This window comes from Solibacillus ferritrahens (assembly GCF_037027585.1).
GTDB lineage: Bacteria > Bacillota > Bacilli > Bacillales_A > Planococcaceae > Solibacillus > Solibacillus ferritrahens.
Genome location: NZ_JAXCLE010000005.1, coordinates 87,549 through 108,413, shown reverse-complemented (window position 1 = coordinate 108,413; position 20,865 = coordinate 87,549). Strand labels below are relative to the sequence as shown.

18 protein-coding genes and 2 pseudogenes are annotated in these 20,865 nt (G+C 34.3%); 5 read left to right on the top strand and 15 right to left on the bottom strand.

What is annotated here, in order from left to right; translation table 11 throughout:
- The first annotated feature begins 214 nt into the window (after positions 1-214).
- The gene (locus SNE38_RS06815; RefSeq protein ID WP_191704779.1) at positions 215-931 is read left to right on the top strand and encodes a 3-ketoacyl-ACP reductase; all 717 of its coding nucleotides are present in this window, start codon (positions 215-217) and stop codon (positions 929-931) included.
- A 66-nt stretch (positions 932-997) separates the two neighbouring features.
- On the opposite strand, the gene SNE38_RS06810 is transcribed toward SNE38_RS06815, so the two are convergent.
- From SNE38_RS06810 to SNE38_RS06800, 3 genes are all read right to left on the bottom strand, one after another.
- Positions 998-1,903, bottom strand: coding sequence for an NAD(P)/FAD-dependent oxidoreductase (locus SNE38_RS06810; protein ID WP_191704780.1), 906 nt, complete (start codon positions 1,901-1,903; stop codon positions 998-1,000).
- A 295-nt stretch (positions 1,904-2,198) separates the two neighbouring features.
- On the bottom strand, positions 2,199-3,977 hold the full coding sequence (locus SNE38_RS06805) for a FecR family protein (RefSeq protein WP_191704781.1): 1,779 nt from the start codon (positions 3,975-3,977) through the stop codon (positions 2,199-2,201).
- Between the two features lie 14 nt (positions 3,978-3,991).
- Positions 3,992-5,554 carry a stalk domain-containing protein gene (locus tag SNE38_RS06800; RefSeq protein ID WP_336046163.1) on the bottom strand — a complete coding sequence of 521 codons (1,563 nt, stop codon included), beginning with the start codon at positions 5,552-5,554 and terminating at the stop codon, positions 3,992-3,994.
- Between the two features lie 367 nt (positions 5,555-5,921).
- Between SNE38_RS06800 and SNE38_RS06795 the strand changes: the two genes are divergently transcribed.
- Together SNE38_RS06795 and SNE38_RS06790 are read left to right on the top strand one after the other, a co-directional pair.
- Entirely contained in the window at positions 5,922-6,059 is a 138-nt protein-coding gene (locus SNE38_RS06795) for a hypothetical protein (RefSeq protein WP_336046162.1), read from the top strand.
- On the top strand, positions 6,052-6,396 hold the full coding sequence (locus SNE38_RS06790; protein ID WP_225223859.1) for a prolyl oligopeptidase family serine peptidase: 345 nt from the start codon (positions 6,052-6,054) through the stop codon (positions 6,394-6,396). The genes SNE38_RS06795 and SNE38_RS06790 overlap by 8 nt, the downstream gene beginning before the upstream one ends.
- Before the next feature lie 90 nt (positions 6,397-6,486).
- Here SNE38_RS06790 and SNE38_RS06785 read toward each other — a convergent pair whose 3' ends face one another.
- The 8 genes and pseudogenes from SNE38_RS06785 to SNE38_RS06750 form a co-directional block, all read right to left on the bottom strand.
- Positions 6,487-8,517 (bottom strand): FtsX-like permease family protein, encoded by a 2,031-nt coding sequence (locus tag SNE38_RS06785; RefSeq protein ID WP_191704783.1) that lies wholly within the window; start codon positions 8,515-8,517, stop codon positions 6,487-6,489.
- A complete protein-coding gene (locus tag SNE38_RS06780) occupies positions 8,507-9,274 on the bottom strand; it encodes an ABC transporter ATP-binding protein (protein WP_336046161.1) in 768 nt (255 codons plus the stop codon). Before SNE38_RS06780 ends, SNE38_RS06785 begins: the two co-directional genes overlap by 11 nt.
- 32 nt (positions 9,275-9,306) lie before the next feature.
- A complete protein-coding gene (locus SNE38_RS06775) occupies positions 9,307-9,723 on the bottom strand; it encodes a hypothetical protein (RefSeq protein WP_191704785.1) in 417 nt (138 codons plus the stop codon).
- A gap of 145 nt (positions 9,724-9,868) precedes the next feature.
- Positions 9,869-10,882, bottom strand: coding sequence for a sensor histidine kinase (locus SNE38_RS06770; protein WP_191704956.1), 1,014 nt, complete (start codon positions 10,880-10,882; stop codon positions 9,869-9,871).
- Positions 10,879-11,547, bottom strand: coding sequence for a response regulator transcription factor (locus SNE38_RS06765; protein WP_191704955.1), 669 nt, complete (start codon positions 11,545-11,547; stop codon positions 10,879-10,881). The genes SNE38_RS06770 and SNE38_RS06765 overlap by 4 nt, the downstream gene beginning before the upstream one ends.
- Positions 11,548-11,594: 47 nt before the next feature.
- The gene (locus SNE38_RS06760) at positions 11,595-12,071 is read right to left on the bottom strand and encodes a VanZ family protein (protein ID WP_191704954.1); all 477 of its coding nucleotides are present in this window, start codon (positions 12,069-12,071) and stop codon (positions 11,595-11,597) included.
- Positions 12,072-12,228: 157 nt separating this feature from the next.
- Positions 12,229-12,486, bottom strand: a pseudogene (locus SNE38_RS06755) (SDR family oxidoreductase).
- Between the two features lie 66 nt (positions 12,487-12,552).
- Positions 12,553-12,876, bottom strand: a complete 324-nt coding sequence (locus SNE38_RS06750; RefSeq protein WP_318247711.1) for an alpha/beta-type small acid-soluble spore protein — start codon at positions 12,874-12,876, stop codon at positions 12,553-12,555.
- A 443-nt stretch (positions 12,877-13,319) separates the two neighbouring features.
- Between SNE38_RS06750 and SNE38_RS06745 the strand changes: the two genes are divergently transcribed.
- Together SNE38_RS06745 and SNE38_RS06740 are read left to right on the top strand one after the other, a co-directional pair.
- Positions 13,320-14,339, top strand: a complete 1,020-nt coding sequence (locus SNE38_RS06745; protein WP_191704952.1) for a coiled-coil domain-containing protein — start codon at positions 13,320-13,322, stop codon at positions 14,337-14,339.
- Positions 14,340-14,615: 276 nt separating this feature from the next.
- Positions 14,616-15,338 carry a DUF421 domain-containing protein gene (locus SNE38_RS06740; RefSeq protein WP_191704951.1) on the top strand — a complete coding sequence of 241 codons (723 nt, stop codon included), beginning with the start codon at positions 14,616-14,618 and terminating at the stop codon, positions 15,336-15,338.
- Positions 15,339-15,407: 69 nt separating this feature from the next.
- Here SNE38_RS06740 and SNE38_RS06735 read toward each other — a convergent pair.
- From SNE38_RS06735 to SNE38_RS06720, 4 genes and pseudogenes are all read right to left on the bottom strand, one after another.
- Positions 15,408-15,896 (bottom strand): annotated as a pseudogene (locus tag SNE38_RS06735) (zinc-binding dehydrogenase); the annotation flags it as partial.
- Between the two features lie 270 nt (positions 15,897-16,166).
- Positions 16,167-17,735: an alkaline phosphatase family protein gene (locus tag SNE38_RS06730; RefSeq protein WP_191704950.1), complete on the bottom strand. Its 1,569-nt coding sequence runs from the start codon at positions 17,733-17,735 to the stop codon at positions 16,167-16,169.
- 172 nt (positions 17,736-17,907) lie between these two features.
- On the bottom strand, positions 17,908-18,696 hold the full coding sequence (locus SNE38_RS06725; protein ID WP_191704960.1) for a CsxC family protein: 789 nt from the start codon (positions 18,694-18,696) through the stop codon (positions 17,908-17,910).
- A 340-nt stretch (positions 18,697-19,036) separates the two neighbouring features.
- Positions 19,037-20,857, bottom strand: a complete 1,821-nt coding sequence (locus tag SNE38_RS06720) for a hypothetical protein (RefSeq protein WP_191704949.1) — start codon at positions 20,855-20,857, stop codon at positions 19,037-19,039.
- Positions 20,858-20,865 lie beyond the last annotated feature (8 nt).

The following is a 20,865-nucleotide window of genomic DNA, read 5'->3' as shown; positions in this document are numbered from 1 at the left end:
ATAATAATTTTTCCCACCATACCAATCCTCCTTGGAAGAAAGAAGAAAATTAGCATGCTCGTATCCTTTACAATACGAAAAACCATGAGTAGAATAAAGTTAGTTTTAGAATAATACTTGATTTATTTTTGGTGAAAAAGCACGATCTAGTTTGAGGATTTCGATTTCTTTATTTCGCTATAATAAATCAATCTTATTTAAAGGAGCAAAAAAAATGCAAACAATTACAGGAAAAGTGGCATTAATCACCGGAGCAGGGCGTGGAATTGGAAAAGCAACAGCAATCGCTTTTGCTAAAGAAGGAATTCACGTAGGTCTTGTGGGACGTTCACTTGAAAATTTACAGCAAGTGGCAGAGGAACTTAAACAATATAATGTAAAGGTAGCAGTTGCTTCTGCTAATGTAGCAGATTTAGACTCTATTACTAAAGCGGTTGATACAATTCGCGGCGAGCTTGGAGCAATCGATATTTTAGTAAATAATGCGGGTATTTCAAAATTCGGCAGCTTCATGGACTTAACACCTGAAGAATGGACAAATATCATCGATGTTAACGTAAAAGGTGTATACTATACAACACGTGCAGTATTACCTGAAATGATTGAGCGCAACACAGGCGATATCATCAATATCTCATCTACAGCTGGTCAAAAAGGTGCACCGGTTACAAGTGCATACTCAGCTTCTAAGGCTGCAGTAATCGGATTAAGTGAGTCGTTAATGCTTGAAGTACGCAAGAAAAATATTCGCGTTACAACTTTAACACCAAGTACGGTTGCAACTGACATGGCGGTTGAGCTGAACTTAACAGACGGCAACCCAGAAAAAGTTATGCAAGCAGAAGATTTAGCTGACTTAATGGTTGCACAATTAAAGCTTCATCCACGTGTTGTATTGAAACATGCTGGTCTTTGGTCTACTAACCCATAATAAAAACCATAAAAAATAAGGCGCTATCCAATGTATTTTGGATAGCGCCTTTTATCTTTTAAACATTTAAAAGCGTTCCATCGTAAGGTCAGTATTTACGGAAACTGCAGCTTTATTACCCTTTGCAGCTGAAATCATTAACGAGGACGGCCTGTTTCTTTCAGTTTCTCCCGCAATATATATGTTCTTTTCACTTGTTCTGCCAACGCCATCCGTTTTGACTTTTCCGTCTTCATCCATTTCACAGCCAAGTTTTTCGGCAAACTCATTGGAGCGATAATAAATTGGCGCAACAAACCCGCCTGATCTCATAATCGTTTCACCTGTATCAAACTCAATTTTTTGTAAATAACCGTCTACTCCTATTAAATTCTTTATTGGGTCAGATATTATTTTGATATTGCGTCTTTGTAACTCTGCAGCACCTTCTGGAGAGAGTGAAACCCCATTCGTTAAAACAACTAAATCCTCCGACCAATTATATATAACTTTAGCAAGATGGAGTGCATGCTTTTCTTTTTCTGCAATGACAACCAATGGCTTGTCTCTTTGCTCCCAGCCATCGCAATACGGACAACTAAATAAACTTTTACCGTAAAAATCCCTTATCCCCTGTATAGAAAATACTTCTTGAATACCTGTAGCTAAAATAATCTTTTCTGTAACATATTCTTGACCATTAGACGCTTTTACAGAAAATCTATCATTACCTTTATCCTTAATTATTTCGTTAACTGTTGCATTAACAAACGATACCGATGGATACTTTTCCAATTCTTTTAATCCTATTTCTTTAAACTCTTGTGGCTTTATCCCATCTCGAGTAATAAATCCATGTGATTCTTGTGTAATTGTATTCCTGTTTGTTTCATCGTCAAATAACACAACTTTCCTTCTAGCTCTCCCCAAAATCAAACTTGCACTTAACCCGGATGGTCCACCGCCTATAACGATGCAATCTAGAACATTCATTTTTACCTCCTCACTGAGCTGGTTATTATTTTGAACGGGATTTTCCCATTAAAGGTCAAATTCATTTATACCCTCTCTTGTTTATTTTGAACCAAAAGCCTTAGAGTATCCATCGGAGGTATTTAAAAATTATTGAAATAAAACAAAAGTAGAATATGAATTAGCAAAATACTTAAAGGGCTTTCGAATTATTTTTTTTGAACAAAAAGAACGAACCCCCATTAAGGAATCCGTTCTTTATTCATAACTAATTCACCGCTAGGAGGTTATATACCCACTATAATTCGTACTAGCCTTATTTACTTTCTTTGAAGTAATTAATAATATTTTCCGGACTTTGATATTCCCTTAATTCAGCAAGGATTTTAAATGTGACCTCTACAGTTCGCCCTGAACCATCTTTTTCATCTATAGTGATTTTAAATGTTAAATTATCTGAATCGACTGTTTCTATTGGAATGGTGTAATCTGGTTCCCCAGCTTCGAAAGGATAATGACTTTCCAATATAACTCCTCTAATTTCTAATGAATCACTATTAGTAGTGGAAATAAAAAATGTTACTCGATCTCCATTGCCGAATTTAATAACTTCTGTTGTTTCAAACAGTAATTTATTATCTTTGCCTTGACTAATAACATCCCCTTCATATAAAAATTCTTCTGAATCAACCGTCACCCTAAAATAGAGTGGATTTTCAATATTATAGAACCACTCATTTGGGTCAGGCGTTGGGTCTGGGCCTGGTGACGGCTCCGGATCTGGTGTTGGGTCTGGATTTGGCGTCGGTGCTGGGTCTGGTGCTGGGTTTGGTGTCGGCTCTGGATCTGGTGTTGGTGCTGGGTTTGGTGTCGGCTCTGGATCTGGTGTTGGACTCGGTGGCGGTGTTGGACTAGATCCTGAGTCTGGTGTTGGTGTCGGTGTTTTTCTTGCCGCCTCTAAATCAGCTTGCCGTTTCAGCAATTTCTCTTGCTCTTCTTTAGATAAGTTTTCTTTATATTTTTGTAAAGCCTCTGCTTCCCGCTCTTTTTTCAATTCTTCATTTTTTTTCTTTAGCTCTTCTTGTTGTCTTTTCAGTTCTTCTAATTTTGATAATTGATTATTACTTTCATTTAATCTTTCTTCCCGTTTCTTTCGGTTCAATTCTAAAATCTTATCAGCATCGGATGATTGAAGCACTGATGATGGTATATCCCCAACTGTGGGACCGCTATTACTTAATTCCTCCGATTTAAGTTTATAAGCATCTTCTGAAATCTTACCTGTTTTATACAATTCGTTTAATAATGCATATGCTATTCTATTTATATTCGTTAAAGCGTCAGGACTTAAACCTGCCACTGGTTGCTCATTCATTTTATCTATCAACATTTCATTTTCTTCATTTATTTTAATTAAATTTGCCACAATTGCTTGAGCTACTTCTGATGATAAATCTTTCAGCATCTCTTCTAAAGTCTGATTAGACATGTTCCCTACATTCTCTTCATTTTGCGAATCTAAAAAAGCAATTTGAGCAGGGTAAATATAATTTGTCCCTTGGGATCTATCTACTGTAGCATTATAATTAACTATTCCCGAAAACATTCCTAAAACTGACTGGCCTGTATTAGAATCGACACCTACAAAGAAATTTGTTCCCCGTACATTTAAGATTCCCTCAGGAGTTTCTAGTTGGAACACATCTTCATTATTATTAATTGAAGATACATCTACCCACGCTTTGCCTCGCTTTAATTTCACCTTCGTTACAGTGCTCTCTTTATTTGATACTTTGGACAGCACAATCGTCGAATTGGCTTCTAATATTAACTGATCATCGCTTTCACCATTATTAGAGAATTGAAGAATAGCTGAGGAGTCAGCACCGGTTATGATTTCATCACCTTGATTCAATTTCATATTTTTAAAGGCGATGATTGATTTTTTTCCTCCTGCTTTTTTCACTTCAACTGTCCCCATATACGAACTAATTTCCGCTCCTCTTGATGTATCAGCAGCATATGTTGTAGTTGGAAGGAAAGCGACTGTTAAAAACATTACAGTTGCGACAAAGCTTATTATTGCTTTATACAAAATTATCACTCCTTCTAATCAAAAGTATAACTTCTAATTACGAGATTTTTTAATGATTCATCCCAAATAACATGTAGCTCTAGGTTTTCGGATATAAAGCTAACCGGAATATAAACTTTATTATTAATTACTTTTGCAGGTACATTTAATTGATAACTTGCTTTCTTACCTAATTCTTCTTTTTGTGCAGTCTTCTTATTTTCATAAAGTACAAATGTTGTCTTTTCATTTGAAAGAGTAATTTCCCCGGATTTTTTTTCATAATTAACAGCTAAATCTAATTCTTCTCCAATTGTGTTTAAAGGAAGTAGAGGTTCTGATTGAATAAATTCAACAGTTGTCTCAAGCAACTTCCCATTTAACCAAACTTCTGCTTTTTTTGAATACTTTTGTGATAAAAATGCATCGTAGGTAGCTAATTTCCGAATTTGGTTATTCCCCGCCTCCAGTATTAATAATGTACCGTCACCTTGCACTAATACATCCACTGGTTCGTTAAATAAAGCCGATTGTAAAAGTCCATCTTTGTTTCCAAATTGTTCAGCAGTACCGGTAATAGTTGAGACAATTCCATCTTTTAATTGCCTAATTGTGTGATTTTTTCGATCTGCAATTAGTAATGTTGATTTATCTATTAATGCCATCCCTTCAGGTGAGGAAAATTGCGCTTTTGTAGCAGGACCATCAGTATTTCCTCCCTCTACATAATACTCATCCGTCAGTAGATCGCCTGAACCTGCTACAGTGGAAACAGTATTCTTACTAAAATCAATATAACGTATACGTTGATTACCGCGGTCAGCAACGTATAAATTGTCCTTTTGATCAATCAGTAATGCGCTCGGCTCATTAAACAATGCATCTTTAATAGTACCGTCCGCAAAATCCCCAGCAAAATCCGGTAAGCCTTGTGTGTATTCTACTATGCGTTTGGAAGGCTTCGTAACGGTACTAACCTTACCGTTTTTTGAGATTTTCCGTATAACATGATTTAAAGCATCCGCTACATAAATATTACCTTTTGAATCGATTGCAATATCATGAGGTGAATTAAAACGCGCACTTTTCCCATCCCCATCTTCTAATCCCAATACACCATTACCAGCAATTGTTGTTACGTTGCCATCTGTAGTAATTTTTCTGATTGCATGATTAGCAGAATCTGCAATAATAATAGTTCCATCATTTGCAATAGCTAATCCGGCAGGTTCATTAAATGCTGCTTCTAAATTTCTACCATCCAGAAAACTTCCTTGATACGCTATATCTCCATCTATTAAAAATGGTGAACCAGCCAATGATATTACTTTTTTATCGTTTATCTGGCGAATAACATGATTGTTTGTATCCGCAATTACTATGTTGCCATTACGCAATTTTACAAATTTCGAAGGAGTATCGAACCTTGCATTTATTAAATCCCCATTCTTCAGATCTGCATTCTGATTGCCTGCCACGGTTCTTACTTCACTTAATTCATATTGAATAGACGTATGTGCAGAAAAATTGGGCACAGCAAATGAAAACAATGTGATAACGCTTACAAAAATAACAAGTAAACTCCGGTTTAATCTCATTTTTTACCTTCCTTTATATATAATTTTTTAGAACAAACATTAACCAACATGGTAAATAAACCGCCCCCTTTCTAATTACTACTTTTCTGGCATTTTGGTCTTTGGAGAATATTCTTAAGAAGTGAAAACTTTTGAAGTTAATGGAAGTCGAGACGTGGTAGTTATGTACAGGAAATATATATATTACCTAAATTTTAGTTTATTATGTAACATTATGAAATAGTAAATTAATATCAAGTATTTAAATCTCCAAAATTCTTTTTAATTTGTTTATAGTCTTCCTGCAAACAAGGAAATTGTAGCTATTTAGAGGATTATCCAAAAATTTATTGAAGTTATTGTGTTATATCAAGGGGTAGAATTATAGATGAATAAACTAATTGCAAAGCAAATACCTCATACGTTTGAACTGCATGGAGACGTTCGGCATGATGAATATTATTGGATGAAAGATAAATATCGTTCCGGAAGTACCGTTTGTCGATATTGTCACAACGATGCTTGATGATTCAATTCCATTAACAACTTTAGAGTGGGATGAATGGGGTAATTCGCAAAATGAAGACGATTACTTCTACATGAAATCTTATAGTCCTTACGATAATGTAGAAGCAAAGCCTTACCCACATATGTATATCACGACAGGATTAAATGACCCGCGCGTCGGTTATTGGGAGCCGGCCAAATGGGTAGCCCGTCTCCGTGAATTAAAAACAGATGACAATACCCTTGTTTTAAAAACAAACATGGGTGCCGGTCACTTTGGTGCATCTGGTCGTTTCAACCAGCTACGTGAACTTGCTGAAGGATATTCGTTTATTTTGAGTAAGTTTGGATTTTAGCCGATTTGAATTCCATAACAAAACGCATCCTCTCAAATGAAGATGCGTTTTGTTTTGCATACCTTTACTTAATTAAGTTAGTTACTATCACTAATTCCTACTTTTCACAATATTTTTAAAGCCAACATACGTTGCATAAAAGTATCCGCCGTATATTACAAGAAGCGTAGAGATAATTACTAACATAGAGCTTCCTATAATCCCCTGGCTAAAAGCTTTGAAAACTTCGTTAACCATACTAATTCCGACGATGGAATGTATAATGGCCAATCCTAAAGGTATCGCAAAATAAATCAGGTTCTGAATTAAAATCGCTTTGTTAATTAATTTTTCTGTGACGCCAATTCTACGTAAAGATTGATATCGTTCGAAGCTATCACTTGCATCAGATAATTGTTGCAATGCCATTACTGCTGCACTCGATATTAGAAAGATGAGCCCTAAATAAATACCAAGAAAAACGACTGTAGCTGATAAACCATGTACTCTTGTATTTACTTGATCTATTGTGTTCCCAAGAACTAAATAATTAGTGCCATCTACAGTACTATCTTCCCAAAGACTACTAAATAGGTTTGTAAACTTTTCCTCTGACTTTTTAGGGTCACTGCCTTCAAACATCACATTATAACCTGTTTTATCTAATTGTAACTCTCCAGAAAAATTATCCGGAATGATGAGATAAAAGTAGGTCAAAGCTGTGGCAGTAGTCAAAATATTCCCTTCAATAGGAGCATCATTTTTTACGGCATAGTCTTTGCCCTCTATGTTTATGGTGTTTTCATTATCCATAAATTTATTCAACGCCTGATTCATCCGACCATAATTCGATACAACTAAAACTTCATTGTCCTTTAATTCCTTAGGCTTCTGTCCTTTAAGTTGTAATATTGAATTATAATCCGATATTTTAACAGCGGATAAAGCCCCCAACATATAGCTCTCCTGAAATTCCTTCTGCTCCTGCTTACTTAAGTAATTTGATAACAGGTTTTCTAAAGTAAGGGTAAGTTTATATTCACTAAAAAAAGTATGTTTTTCATCCGCTTCAAATGTGAAGTCGATTTTTTCTAAAAATGTCTCTATATCATTCGCGTTTTCTTCTAGATTTTCATTTTTGGCAATGAGCACTGATGAGGCATCAAAAGAAGTATTTCCTGCCACCATATTATCATTGGTGCTTTTAAAACTGAACATAGTAAATAAAAGTGTGATCGTTAAAAATAGCATTAGACATATTACAGACATTGAGACAAAGTTCGTATTAATTTTGTTGTTTATCTGTCTTAAAATAAAAATATTTAAATCCTTCAAATATAATTTCTTGTTTTTTTGTACAATATGAATCATGAAATTAGAGAGGCTGAAAAAGAACAACATTGTTCCAAAAACACCTAACAAAAGAGATGCGATCAATAAAAACCCTTCAGAATTCAAGCCATTTTTGAGAATTAATACATATGCAATTGCCAGGACAATTAAAGATACAATAAAGAAAAAGATGGAGACGTATGCATTTTTTAGCTTTACTACTTCATTTTTCTTCGCTGCATTCAGCATGTCGATCAATTTATATTTGGAAATTGTCACTTGATTGAAAATCATAACTAGAAGATAAATTATTCCAAAATACACAGCAGATTTTATTACTGCACCAATTGAAACAATAAATTTATAATGACTCATCTCAACGGCCAATAGTTGGGCTGTAATTACCGACAAGCCTTGTGAGACAATAATTCCAAGTGTAATTCCGACTGCAAGGGACACGAGACCGATTAATAAAGTTTCAAAAATTAGGATTCTTGAAATCTTACCTTTGGACATTCCTAGGGTCATATATATACCCAATTCCTTTTTTCTTTTTTTGATTAAGAAATTGTTGGCATAAGTAATCAACCCTCCGAGAATAAAGGAGACAAATATGGATGTTCCGGCTATTAATTTATTTAAGGTTAACATGTACTCCGACGTACTTTTGCCCATTTCGAGCATGGCTGTCTGCTCTTCAAAAGAATTGAAACTGTAAAATATACAAACGGCAATGGTTAATGTTAAAAAATAGATGGAGTAATCCCGAAAGCTTCTTTTTACATTGTTTATCGCAATTTTATAAAACATTACCCGCATCACCTCCAAGTAAAGTTACAACTTCAATAATCTTATTGAAGAATTCCTTTCTCGTATCCTCTCCACGTATTAGTTCATTAAAGATTCGTCCATCTTTAATGAACAGGATTCTGTGGGCATAACTGGCTGTAAAGGCGTCATGGGTAACCATAAGTATTGTAGACTGAAATTCTTTGTTCAGCTTTTCAAATGTATCCAAAAGCAGTCTGGCAGATTTAGAATCGAGAGCCCCTGTTGGTTCATCCGCCAAAATAAGTGAAGGCTCTGTAACTAATGCTCTTGCCGATGCTACTCGTTGCTTTTGCCCTCCTGACAACTGGAAAGGGTAGTTGTTTAATAGCTCAGAAATTTCAAGTTTTTTAGCAACACTTTTAATCAAACGATCAATTTCTCTAGTCCCTCTATTTTGTATAGTAAGTGCTAACGCAATGTTTTCGTAGGCAGTCAGTGTATCCAGCAGGTTAAAATCCTGGAATATAAAACCTAATTCATCACGTCTGAAATTTTCCAAAGCTTTTCGCTTAAGGACTGTAATATCTTTGTTATTGATATTAATATGGCCCGTCGTAATCGTATCAATAGTAGAAATACAATTTAAAAGGGTCGTCTTGCCACTCCCTGAAGGACCCATGATTCCTACAAGTTCCCCCTTGTCTACCTTAAAGCTAATATTGTCGATTGCTTTTGTTACATTCCCTTTATATCCATAATATTTTTCAATTTTTTCAACGTTTAATATACTGTTCATTATTTTTCCTCCAAGCCTGATTATATAATCCTCTACTTTTTCACATAAAATTCAGCGGTAGTTTCTCTAATTTTGTTACCTTTTTTATAAATCGTTACCATGTAGCGACCTTCTTCAAGACCTTCGGGAATCGATAGCTTTGCATTAAAATATCCCGCATCATTTAAAACAACATTTTCTTCAACGTGCACTCTATTTGATGTTGCAACCCGATCTTTATACCATACGACCTTTGCCTTTTTCACCCAAAATCGGTTTACTTTTGCAGAGAAATATACTGTATCCCCAGGTGAAAATTCATTCGTATAATCTATTGGATTACCCTTTTCATCGATATTCTCCGAAATAACACCATCAACAATTTTTGGACCATTGTAGTAGTTATACCCGTAAAAAGTCCCAACCAATAAAGCAACGACAGTTAAAACTGCCATAAGTAATTTATTCATTTTAATTCCTCCTGTACACTTCTTGGTATTATCATAACAAGGTTACAGAGGGGTACATATCGGTTTATCTTTTATTAAAGTTACATTTTTGCAAGATTGGAAATAAAAAAAGATGCCTGACTAATAAGTCGGACATCCGTTAAATTTAACGCAGTAAATTTACACTTCCCAGTGGAAAGATAATTCTAACCTTTGTTCCTTCGCCTGTTTTTGAAGTTAAGGTAAGACCTAAACCAAGCTGCTCCGAAAGTTTTTTGCACAAGTAAAGACCTATGCCAGTAGACTGTCCAAACTTTCGCCCATTCTCTCCTGTAAAGCCTTTTTCAAAAACTCTATTTAAATCCTTATCTATAATACCGATACCATTATCTTCTATAGTAAGTATGATGTTGTTTTCATTTCTAATCGTACTGATTGTAACTTTCCCGTCACGTCCCGCAATATACTTAGTTGCATTTCCTATCAGTTGATTCACTATAAATTCCAGCCACTTTGCGTCACTGTACACCATGCCATCTACCGCTTCAATATCGAGGGCAATACCTTTGCTAATAAAGTCTCTCGAATTTCTTTTAATTACCCTTCTAACAAGATCAGGTAAAGAAACCTCTTTAATGATATAATCCTTGCTGACATTATTACTCCTAGAATAATAGAGAACCTGTTCTATATATTCTTCAACCTTTTTTATTTCTTCTTTAATATTTCGTGTAATATTATTTTGATTATTTTCGATTATTAAGCGAGTCGATGCGATAGGGGTCTTTATCTCATGTACCCAAGTTTCTATATATTCTCTATACTCATTTTCCCTGTCTCTATACTTCTTTACATGCTCATGCATATCCTTGTTTACCTGTCGCAATATATCATATAAAAGCTTCCCCTCCAGGTTTTCGGGTTCATTCATAATCTCAGGAAGCAGATACTTTTTATCTAAATTATCCATTATGCTGTTTAACTCGTCATAAAAAGCTTTCTGTTTCATAAATTCGATAATCATATAAATAAGTACAGGAAAAAACCATATGCAGAAAGTCAGTAGTATTAGATTCCAGTTACTATTAACGAGTACCATAACACCGCCTATTATAACAAATAGAATTAAATTATTAAGTAAAAATAGTATTCTTTCTTTTAAGTAGTTTTTTAAATTCATGGCAGTATATAACCTAATCCGCGTCTAGTTTCTATATTTTCCTTCATCCCTAATCCTTCAAGTTTTTTTCTTAATCTCGTAACATTAACGGATAGATTATTATCATCCACAAAAATATCCGCATTCCACATAAAATCCATTAAATCATCTCTTGAAACAATTTTCCCTTTATTTTTAATTAAGCAGGAGAGTATTTTGAATTCATTTTTTGTTAGTTCCGCTGTATGATCGTTAAATGTAACCGAGCCATTTAGTAAATTCAGCTTCAGGTCATTATACGTAATGGTATCTTGATTATTGGATCCATGAACTCTTCTTAATATAGATTCTATTCTTGCCAAAAGAATTTGAGTATTGAATGGTTTTGTAATAAAGTCATCCGCCCCTAAATTGATACTCATGAGTTCATCCATTTCATAATCCCTGCTCGTCACTACGATTATCGGTACATCTGATTTCTTTCTTATTTCTCTGCATATAAAATATCCATCTGTTACAGGCAGATTTATGTCTAAAAGAATTAAGTCAGGTTCCTCCTTGAGCGTATCATTAATAATGTTTTCAAAATTTGTTAAGGCGACTACATCATAACCATATCTCGATAGGAACGTTTTTAATTCCTCTCTTATTGTTTCGGTGTCTTCTATAATAACGATTTTTGACATAGGTTCACTCCCTTTGTACATTAGTTAATACATTAAACTCCTTATTTTCAATTATACAGAAAAAGAGTTGCAGCTAATAAAAATACCGGTATCCCTATTAAAAGTGACAATACCGAAATCGCACTATGCACTCTTTCTTTTGATTTGAACATTTTTTTTAATATTAGATAAATAAAAATACCAATTAATCCACCCATTGTATTTAGCAATAAATCATCTATATCACTTACTCCGCGCTTAAAAATGTATTGCAACACTTCAATCCCTAGGCTTGCGCCAATAATTACCCACAATGCTTTCCAGAAATTAAATTTTTTCAAAAAGTTCGCAGCATAAAGACCTAATGGAATAAACATGAGAATGTTTCCCCATACATTTAATGTAAAGCCCTTGTCTGTTATCATATCAAAAGGAACTAAATTAACGCTTCTTCTAGCATCCCGTGCAAAAAACACCGTTTCTATTAATAAATATGCATAGAATAATAAAACAATCCAAAATGCTATGTTTAAAATTTTTTTCATACGCTATTCCTCCTAAAACTCCTTCATTTATCATAGCCTGTAAATCTTAATATAAAACTTCTTAACTTCTTAATACTTTCTTAATATTGAATCTCCCCCAAAAAGCGAAAAAAAAAAAAAACAATTTCTGTAATAGAAATTGCGCGGATAATTTTATTTATAGATCATAAATCATACCACCATCTACAACAAATTGACTTCCTGTAGAATAGCTGGAATCATCAGATGCAAGGTATACAACTAAATTAGAAACTTCTACTACTTCTGCTCTTCTTCTTAAAGGAATATCTTTTTCAAGTTGCTTAAGTTATTCTTCCACATCTGGTTGATCAGCCATAGATGTTTTGACAATTCCCGGGTGTACCGAGTTCACACGAATGTTATATGGACCAAGCTCTGCAGCAGCGTTATCCATGTCAAAAAAAAAGAAAAATGCTTAGTTCACATCTAAGCATTTTTCATATACCAATTTTCTTGCCAATTAATTATAAAAGTTATTCTTTGGGGAATTATAATGACCAGGGATCGGCAGTAAATCTCCGTGGTACTCTTCTGGCCAAGGAAGCATAAGCTGCTTTTTCATAACTTCTTCCCTTTTTATTTCTATAGGTACTAATTCTCGTTGTGTCATTTGAACTAATTGCATTTTCCCTAATTCAATAAGCCTTTTAGTCATTTCACCACCAATTTTACCGTTCACTCTAGAAGGTAGTTCACCTTTATCGATTAAATCGTAGTTATCAATTCCAAACTCCGCTGCTATTTCAAGTTTCATTTGTTCCAGTTTATTTTGTATCTGGGTCATTATCGCACCTCCCTTTTCCATTAATATAAGCAGGTTTTAAAATAATATCCTCAGTTAGTATATGAGATAAATGAGTAACTTTGGTAATGTGAACTTATAATCCAAGATTCATTTCAAGTTTTCCTAATCTTTGTATAAATTACCTTTTCTTATATCTCCACTTTTCATCTTTACAATGTTCTCTCGATTAAGTTTCATTCCTAACTCAGTCCTTTAAATTTTATCCATCAATTATTTAATTTAATTAACGTTAATTTAACATTTTAAAAGAAATATACATATGCTATTAGTCATAATATATTTAAAATATTAAAAAGTAGAATTAACTATAGTAAAATTCTCACTAAAATTAGGCATAAAAGATATAACCCACGAGTATAATATGGTAATTACTACTAATTTTGATTGTAGTATACAAATAACAATATTGGGGGAATTTTTTAATGGGATACTTTTCAGGGAAAGCACTAATTTTAGCAGGCACTTTATTTACAACAGCATCTGTAGGAGTTGTTGCGTATGATGGTTCTGAAACATTGAATGCAATTAAAAGCAAAATTTCTTTTCAAACTGATCAAGTAGTTAAATACGATTCAAATCAACAAGCTTTAATCAACAAAGTTCAAGAACTTCAAAAAGATGCTAATGCTAAAATAAAAAAAGCTAATAATTTTATTACTAGTCAGAAAGCTACTATTACCAATCTTAAAGGCGACGTTTTAAAGCTTAACGGTAAAATCACCCAATTAGAATTAACAATTGAAAGAAAAAATCAGGAAATATCAGGACTAGTGAAAAGTCTGGAAGAGGTTGGTAATAACTTTATAAAATTAGAGGAGAATTACAATAAATTACTTGCTTCTAATACAGCTACTTTAAAAGAGTTAGAGGATACTAAAATTGAACTTGATGAAGCTACTACACTTATAAAAGACTTGAAGGCTCGAATTGCAGAATTGGAAGCAGAATTAGCTAAAGCTAATGCTGATCTTAAAGATACTACAGAAAAGCTAAATCATACACAAACTCAACTTGAAGAACAAACTGCTAAGTATAATGAGGCTGTTAAACAAAGAGATCAGCTTCAAACTGAATTAGATGCAGCGGTTGCTAAAGCTAAAAAAGATGCAGAACTAATAGAAGACTTAAATAATACAGTCACAGAATTTAAAGATACTGTATATGATTTACAAGAAGAGGGAGATGAAGAAATTAACAAGGCTAATGGCGAAATTACTAAAGCTGAGGGAATAATTGAAAAGGCGAATAGTGAGTTAAAAGATGCTAACGATGCTCAGGATGCCGCGAACGCAGAAGTTAATGAAGCTAATTCAGATATAAAGAATTTTGGTAACGAAGTTAATGAAATTATGAAAAAAGCAGAGGATTTAAAAGCAAAAGATATTCAAGATGTATTAAATCTTAAAATAGATGATGTAGTAACGAATGGAAAATTTGATTAAATATTAAGACGATACCTCTTTTCGAGGACAGAACCTGGAATTTTTATAATTCCGGGTTTTTTTATTTAAATTATTATTTATAAAATGCTTTATATATTCAAAAGTGAAAGTAATTACTTTTAATTGAGATTAGATTTATCCTGCGTACCACACCACTCCTCATATCTTATTTTTATAAAATACTTAAAGGAGTAATATAAAACGCTTGAAATGGAAAAGTTGAGTGTATAATTGATCTTTTTCTTTTGTAAAGAGTTCGTAGAAAGTGGTGTTAAAATGCTTGAATTTATAAAAGATATTCTCATTGTTTTTGTAAGAATACTAACTATTTTGCCCTTGCTGCTGTTTACTACCCTATTCATGGGAAAGCGAGCAATCGGAGAAATTCCAGTATTTGATTTTTTAATCGTTATTATACTTGGCGCAGTTGTAGGAGCTGATATTGCCGACCCTAATATTGAGCACGCCCCGACTTTTGTGGCAATAATTTTTATCGGGCTATTTCAAAGGGTTGTTGCAAACTGGAAAATTTCTAATCGGAAAATAGGTAGATTATTAACGCTTGAACCAACCGTAGTTATTCAAAACGGGAAATTTATCGATAATAATCTAAAAAATATCCGCTACTCTATTGATAATATTCTTCATATGCTTCGGGAAAAGAATGTATTTGATATTAATGAAGTTGAAACAGCCATTATCGAAGCGAACGGATCTTTAAGTGTGTTAAAAAAGCCGGAAAAAAACTCCGTAACAAGAGAGGATATGAATATCGGAACATCAAAATCCTCTATGGCCTTTCCAGTTATTATAGAAGGAACAATCTATTCCGAAGTACTTAAAGGGGTTAATTTAAATGAGGCATGGTTAATACAGCAATTAACCGATCAAGGGGTTCATGATATAAGCGATGTTTTTTTTGCCTCTATAAATCATGATCTTGAGTTGCATGTTTCTTTAAAAAATGAATTAAATACAGCTCCGCCAATAAAGCACTAAAGATGAAACTATAATTAAGAAATTAAAAACGACTTATCCTATTGCGGGATAAGCCGTTTTTCTATAAGTCTATTTTGAAGCGACCAGGATTTTAATCTGATCTTTATCATTTCCTAATGTTTCGAAGCCTTCCGTAACAACATCGTCCAATGTAATTCATTTTGTAACTAATTTGTCCGCCGGGAAGTAGTCCTTTGTCATCAGATGCATAACAGCTGGGATAATGTCACGGTATGCGATAATTCCCTTTACACTGCGCTCTGATAACACGATGTTGTTTGGCTGAGTGGATGCTTCCTTCTCCCAGATTGACACGATAATTGTTTCGCCCTCGAACGAAGTAGAATCAATTGCTTGTTGTAACACAATTGGTACACCTGTAACCTCGATGGCCACGTCTGCGCCGCCATTTGTTAGCTCCTGAATTTTAGCCGCTACATCAGCTTCTTCAGCAGGATTAATAACCGCTGTTGCACCAAGCCTTAACGCTTTCGCTCCGCGCTCTTTCGATAATTCAACAGTATAAGTTTCTGATGCACCGCCTACTTTTAATGCCTCGCTGCTTTCATGATATCACTCCATTAAAAGTAGTTACTACGAATGTAGTATTACCTTAAGTATATAGAGTACATTGAATAAACTTTATGAATATCAGAATTGTTATATATTTCATTAAATTGATGATGATATTAGGGAGGATGTCAATTTTTGGGGGAGATTATAAAATTAAACGTTTTAAATTTCCACGGGGCAATTGTTAAGTATAATATAACATTCCACAGGTATTAAAAAAGAACGAAATCCTTTCACGGAGTTCGTTCTCAATTGTTATGCGGCACCTAATAATTGAAGAATCCACTTTTTCACATCGACAAGGCGATTGGATGGAGGAAAATCATTTGTGCCTGCAACAATCATGGGAACGATTGAATCTACTTTATGAAGAGAACCATGTGCACCACCACCCGCATGATCGTGACTATGCTCTTCTATAAACTCATAGAAAGGCTTGGCATCGACGATAATAACTCGTCCCACTTGTGAATGAAGCGCGCCATGAAGCCTTGCCAGAGCATCTGGATAATCTTGATAATGAATTCGCCCTTCCTTAGTCAGCCTCAAATCCAGGATGGAAGCATTCCCGGCAATTTGCCACGATTGCCGATAGTCATCAACATACTTGCCATTTGGTGAAAATGTTAATTCCTCATTACTTAGTGCGTTTAACACATAGTTTGTTTGATCATCTTTCCATGCAATAAAACCTATACGTTCTTCACCTTTTAAACTTCTCACAACTTCTGATATTTCAACCTGAGGATCTTTTACATAAATGTATGCCATCCGCTCATTAATGGCGATGGCAAGTTGCCCATTGTTCTTATTCCCTTCCCAAAACGTATAATTCTTCAATAATTGATTTAAATCAATTAAAGAACTGTCTTTATCTTTACCTACGAAAGATTGGCCGCTGTCTCCCAGTACAATCCATGTTATCTTTTGAATGGCTTCCTCCCACGATGGAAAGCTATTTAATATTTCTTGTAGTGCTTGATCTGCTTTTTCAATGCCCTTTAAATCATCCGGTCCATGTTTGTGTATGGAAGCATCCGCATGCGGTAAATAAGCAAATGTAAAGGGTGGTAACTTCTTTTGGTCGATTAAGTATTTTATCTCCTTAGCTGTAAATTTATTATTGACGCCCAAACGGTTCCAAACATATTTATGCCGATTATTCTCCGGATTATACTGAGAAAGCGCTCCAAGTGAAAATAAGGCAGGACCATTTATTTCAACTTCTTCTGGTAAAAGATTAGTCATTGCTATGAGCTTTGGAACGTTTAGTTGATGTTCAAAACTTCCCCGATATAAGAAACCATTGATCGAAGCGGATGACAGTTTTCGATTCGCAAGCTCCTCATGAATTGTTTGAACATCTTTACTTAAATGAGTTTCATTAAGATGAATGACACTGTCCCGGACCACGTTTCTTAACCCATTATTCCAAATTTCACGGATTCCGCTTCCATAACTAATTATTCGATTTTCATCTTCCTTATACCAAATCAGCCCTGGTATTTTATGTTGATCCGAATACACTCCGGTTAGTAACGTACTATCGATCGTGACAGACATTGTCGGATAAGAGCTAATCATTTTCTGATTAAAATAGCCATTGTTAATCAAAAATTCGAAGGCAGGTGCTTTTCCTTTTTTCACTGCCTTTTGTAATGGTTCACTCATTAATGAATCAACGACCATTAGCATAATGGGTTTATCGCTTGATTTTATTGAACTATTCTCTAATTCCTTTATTGGAGATACAGAAACTGCTAGTAAAAAACCGGCGCAGGTAACGATAAAAATAATCAACGCAATGCCTATTTTTCGTTTCATGAACTCACCCTCTATACAATTTATCCGTTTAGTATGGGTTGAATTTCGTTAATCAATGTAAATTATCTAAAAACTTTATGTAAAATAGAGTTTCACTATAAAAAAGCACCCAAAATCGAATAAACGACTTTGGATGCCTTCTCTTCTTTTTTCTGAGCAGACTAGCTTACTTTTATTCTTCTGCAGGTGGAGGAGTGATACCAGGAAGAAGGTCAGGAACTACTGATACCACGCCACCTCCAGGCACGTTAATTTGTTGAACTTGTAATACTTTTACAGTAAGGTCAAGTACGATTTTTTCACGCAATGTGTGGAAAGATCCATCTTGATAAGTGGAGTGCGGTGAAAAATCAAGTTCAAAGAAGTTGGCAGCAACTAACTCACCGTATGGTTGCTCATTGTATCTCACAAGATTTTGGAAGAAGTATTTATCCAAACGAGCATCCATTTGAGTTTTTTCGTTAACGAAATTAGCTTCTGCATTTTCTGATACGCCAAAAATAGGTGGATTTAGGAAATCATCAGCTGTTAACTCTGCAAAACCTGAGAAGCGAACATTTGCGATTCGATCTTGTAGTGGTGCATTGTAATCTGCTGAAGCATATTCAATATTTTTACGAATATGTCCTCCTACAAATAATTTCGCTCTTGTAACTGTGAAAAAGCCAGTTGTACCAATTGGTGCGAATGCTACTGGTACTAATTTTACTTGATCTAAAAATACATGTTTTTTAACACGTTTAATCTCCGTAGCTGGTGGATAAAGAGAAATATCTGACTCTACGACGATTTGAAGTGTTCTTTCTGCAAGTACAATTGGAATTTTAAAAGTAGGTGTTGTTAGTGGAGATGTAACTAAAGTTACGTCGGAATCAGTTACAGGAATTTGTTGATTCGATTTAACCCCATGATCCTCCCCTTTGCTTTGACCTTTTCCGTGTTTTGGATAGCTATCCTTCATTGGAAAGCCATCATTACTTGAATAATGTTGATCTGTCATTATCTAAACCCCTTTCATTTTTGTTAGAGTTATTCACTCTACATCCCTAACATATGAACGAATGACTTTAGGACGTAGGCCAGTCAAATAGTCAGATGATTCAATTTTGGAAAACTTTTAATAATTCATCAAACTTAAGGTCAATCTTTTTCACTCTGATTTTGATTCTAGAAATAAGCTCTTATGGTCTGTAATGAAGTATATTTAACTGAAATTCTATGCTTTTTAATCTGTCAAATTCACACATTTTTATGTAGAAAACACCTGTCCTTCTTCCCCCATAAAAAAAAGCTACTCAATGTTATTTCGAGTAGCAATCCAGTTCAACTAATTGTTCCTGTAAGAAATTTATAGACAATTGAGCCAATCCATTAATTTGAAGCTGTTGATTATTCGGATTTAATTCTTGATGCCATACAAAATTAATTTGATTTAATTGACTATTAATGGGCTCAGCGAATTCATGGTGAGATTTGTAATGGATATTGGAGGTAGATTCACTGGGAGATTGGAACATATATTCATATTGATTACTGTGAGAGTATTCAGGTACGGATAGCCAGTTAATGTTTGCCGTTTTTGACCACGGAATAGAGACTTTCATTGATTGGATTCTATTTTCTAATCCTTCGTTACTAAATTCAATTTCTGCGATGAATTCACCTTTTAGAAAGACTTTCTTTGAAGGGATTACAACTCTACAATCAAGCGATTGAATGGATAATTCTACTCTTACTATATTTTCAAGCGGCATTACCAAATCCATTGTTTCAACGATATCTATATCTATTTCTAATCTAGCCAGCAATACTTGCATTTTGACAGTTGTAGTTTTTTTCTTTTCGACATAGCTGATAAAATGGGGGTCCTTTAAATTAGATAAATCCTCTGTTTTATCAGGTTTTGTTCCTTTTAAGGTTGTAAATAAACTGTCACCGTATTCTTTCTGCACCCCATCACTTTCTGTAAGCATAGTCAAATATTCATCTTCAATAGCGTCGGTAGGTTCTTTCAACTCATCAGCAGCTTTTTCACTCATGTGACTGTCTTGATTTTCTTCTGGCAATTCATCGCTTTCTGAAAGCATTGTGATATATTCATCTTCAATAGTGTCGGTAGGTTCTTTCAACTTATCAATAGCTTCTTCATTCATGTGACTGACCTGATTTTTTTCTGGCAATTCATCGCTTTCTGAAAGCATGGTGAAGAACTTCTCTTCCATGCGGTCGTCGGTAGGTTCATCCAATTCATCAATATCTTCTTCATTCATATGAATAGCCAGATTTCCTTCCTGCAATTCATCGCTTTCTGAAAGCATGGTAAGATATTTTTCTTCCATAGGGTTGGTAGGTTCTTTCAACGTATCAATATCTTCTTCATTCGTGTTGTTATTTTGGTTTTCTTCCTGCAACTCCTCGCTTCTTCCTAAAAACATGAGGAGGAAATTATCATCAATATTGTCGTTAGTTTCACTCAATAATTTAATATCCTCTCCTTTAGATAATAAATCATCGTTTCCCTCATCGAGCATGGAATGAAATTCAGCAAGCAACATTTCGGAATTGTCGTGTTTTGTATGAACACGATGTTCAGTTGTGCTTTCATTATTTGCATTATTGGTAAATTCATCAAGGCTTTTATTTTCGTTTATGGATGTACTTTTATCCGAAATGAATATAGTTTCATCCTTGTCTTTGTCTTCTTGTATAGAAGAATTATCCTCAAGCATTAGAGAGAATTCTTTTACTAAAGTAGAAACTATTTCTTCCTTGTCCTTTTTTTCATTTTCTGGATGTTTACTTTGAGCAATATTAAATGCTAACTCATCTATTGGATCTTCATTTAAAGGCTTTTGTATCGAGTCGACTTTAGGTGGTGAAAACATAACAAGTTTTGAATCGTTTATTTTTTCTAATTGATGATTTATATAGATAGTATGTTTTTTAGTTTTGCCATATTGATTACTTTTTTGATTTTGTTGCGTCTCCTTTTGTTCGAACTTTTCTTGATTACTTAAAGAGAAATTTTGAATGCTCTGGGGGGTGGTGTGATTTCTATAATTATCATAAATTTTACCTTGAAATGAGTCGGGGTCTACATATGGATTTCGGAAATTATTCATCGCTTATT

What these genes read in the sequence shown, in the direction of transcription:
- SNE38_RS06815 (WP_191704779.1), top strand. Translation starts at nt 215, where the DNA reads ATGCAAACAATTACAGGAAAAGTGGCATTAATCACCGGAGCAGGGCGT.
- SNE38_RS06810 (WP_191704780.1), bottom strand. Translation starts at nt 1,903, where the DNA reads ATGAATGTTCTAGATTGCATCGTTATAGGCGGTGGACCATCCGGGTTA.
- SNE38_RS06800 (WP_336046163.1), bottom strand. Translation starts at nt 5,554, where the DNA reads ATGAGATTAAACCGGAGTTTACTTGTTATTTTTGTAAGCGTTATCACA.
- SNE38_RS06795 (WP_336046162.1), top strand. Translation starts at nt 5,922, where the DNA reads ATGAATAAACTAATTGCAAAGCAAATACCTCATACGTTTGAACTGCAT.
- SNE38_RS06790 (WP_225223859.1), top strand. Translation starts at nt 6,052, where the DNA reads ATGCTTGATGATTCAATTCCATTAACAACTTTAGAGTGGGATGAATGG.
- SNE38_RS06785 (WP_191704783.1), bottom strand. Translation starts at nt 8,517, where the DNA reads ATGTTTTATAAAATTGCGATAAACAATGTAAAAAGAAGCTTTCGGGAT.
- SNE38_RS06780 (WP_336046161.1), bottom strand. Translation starts at nt 9,274, where the DNA reads ATGAACAGTATATTAAACGTTGAAAAAATTGAAAAATATTATGGATAT.
- SNE38_RS06775 (WP_191704785.1), bottom strand. Translation starts at nt 9,723, where the DNA reads ATGAATAAATTACTTATGGCAGTTTTAACTGTCGTTGCTTTATTGGTT.
- SNE38_RS06770 (WP_191704956.1), bottom strand. Translation starts at nt 10,882, where the DNA reads ATGAATTTAAAAAACTACTTAAAAGAAAGAATACTATTTTTACTTAAT.
- SNE38_RS06765 (WP_191704955.1), bottom strand. Translation starts at nt 11,547, where the DNA reads ATGTCAAAAATCGTTATTATAGAAGACACCGAAACAATAAGAGAGGAA.
- SNE38_RS06760 (WP_191704954.1), bottom strand. Translation starts at nt 12,071, where the DNA reads ATGAAAAAAATTTTAAACATAGCATTTTGGATTGTTTTATTATTCTAT.
- SNE38_RS06750 (WP_318247711.1), bottom strand. Translation starts at nt 12,876, where the DNA reads ATGACCCAGATACAAAATAAACTGGAACAAATGAAACTTGAAATAGCA.
- SNE38_RS06745 (WP_191704952.1), top strand. Translation starts at nt 13,320, where the DNA reads ATGGGATACTTTTCAGGGAAAGCACTAATTTTAGCAGGCACTTTATTT.
- SNE38_RS06740 (WP_191704951.1), top strand. Translation starts at nt 14,616, where the DNA reads ATGCTTGAATTTATAAAAGATATTCTCATTGTTTTTGTAAGAATACTA.
- SNE38_RS06730 (WP_191704950.1), bottom strand. Translation starts at nt 17,735, where the DNA reads ATGAAACGAAAAATAGGCATTGCGTTGATTATTTTTATCGTTACCTGC.
- SNE38_RS06725 (WP_191704960.1), bottom strand. Translation starts at nt 18,696, where the DNA reads ATGAAGGATAGCTATCCAAAACACGGAAAAGGTCAAAGCAAAGGGGAG.
- SNE38_RS06720 (WP_191704949.1), bottom strand. Translation starts at nt 20,857, where the DNA reads ATGAATAATTTCCGAAATCCATATGTAGACCCCGACTCATTTCAAGGT.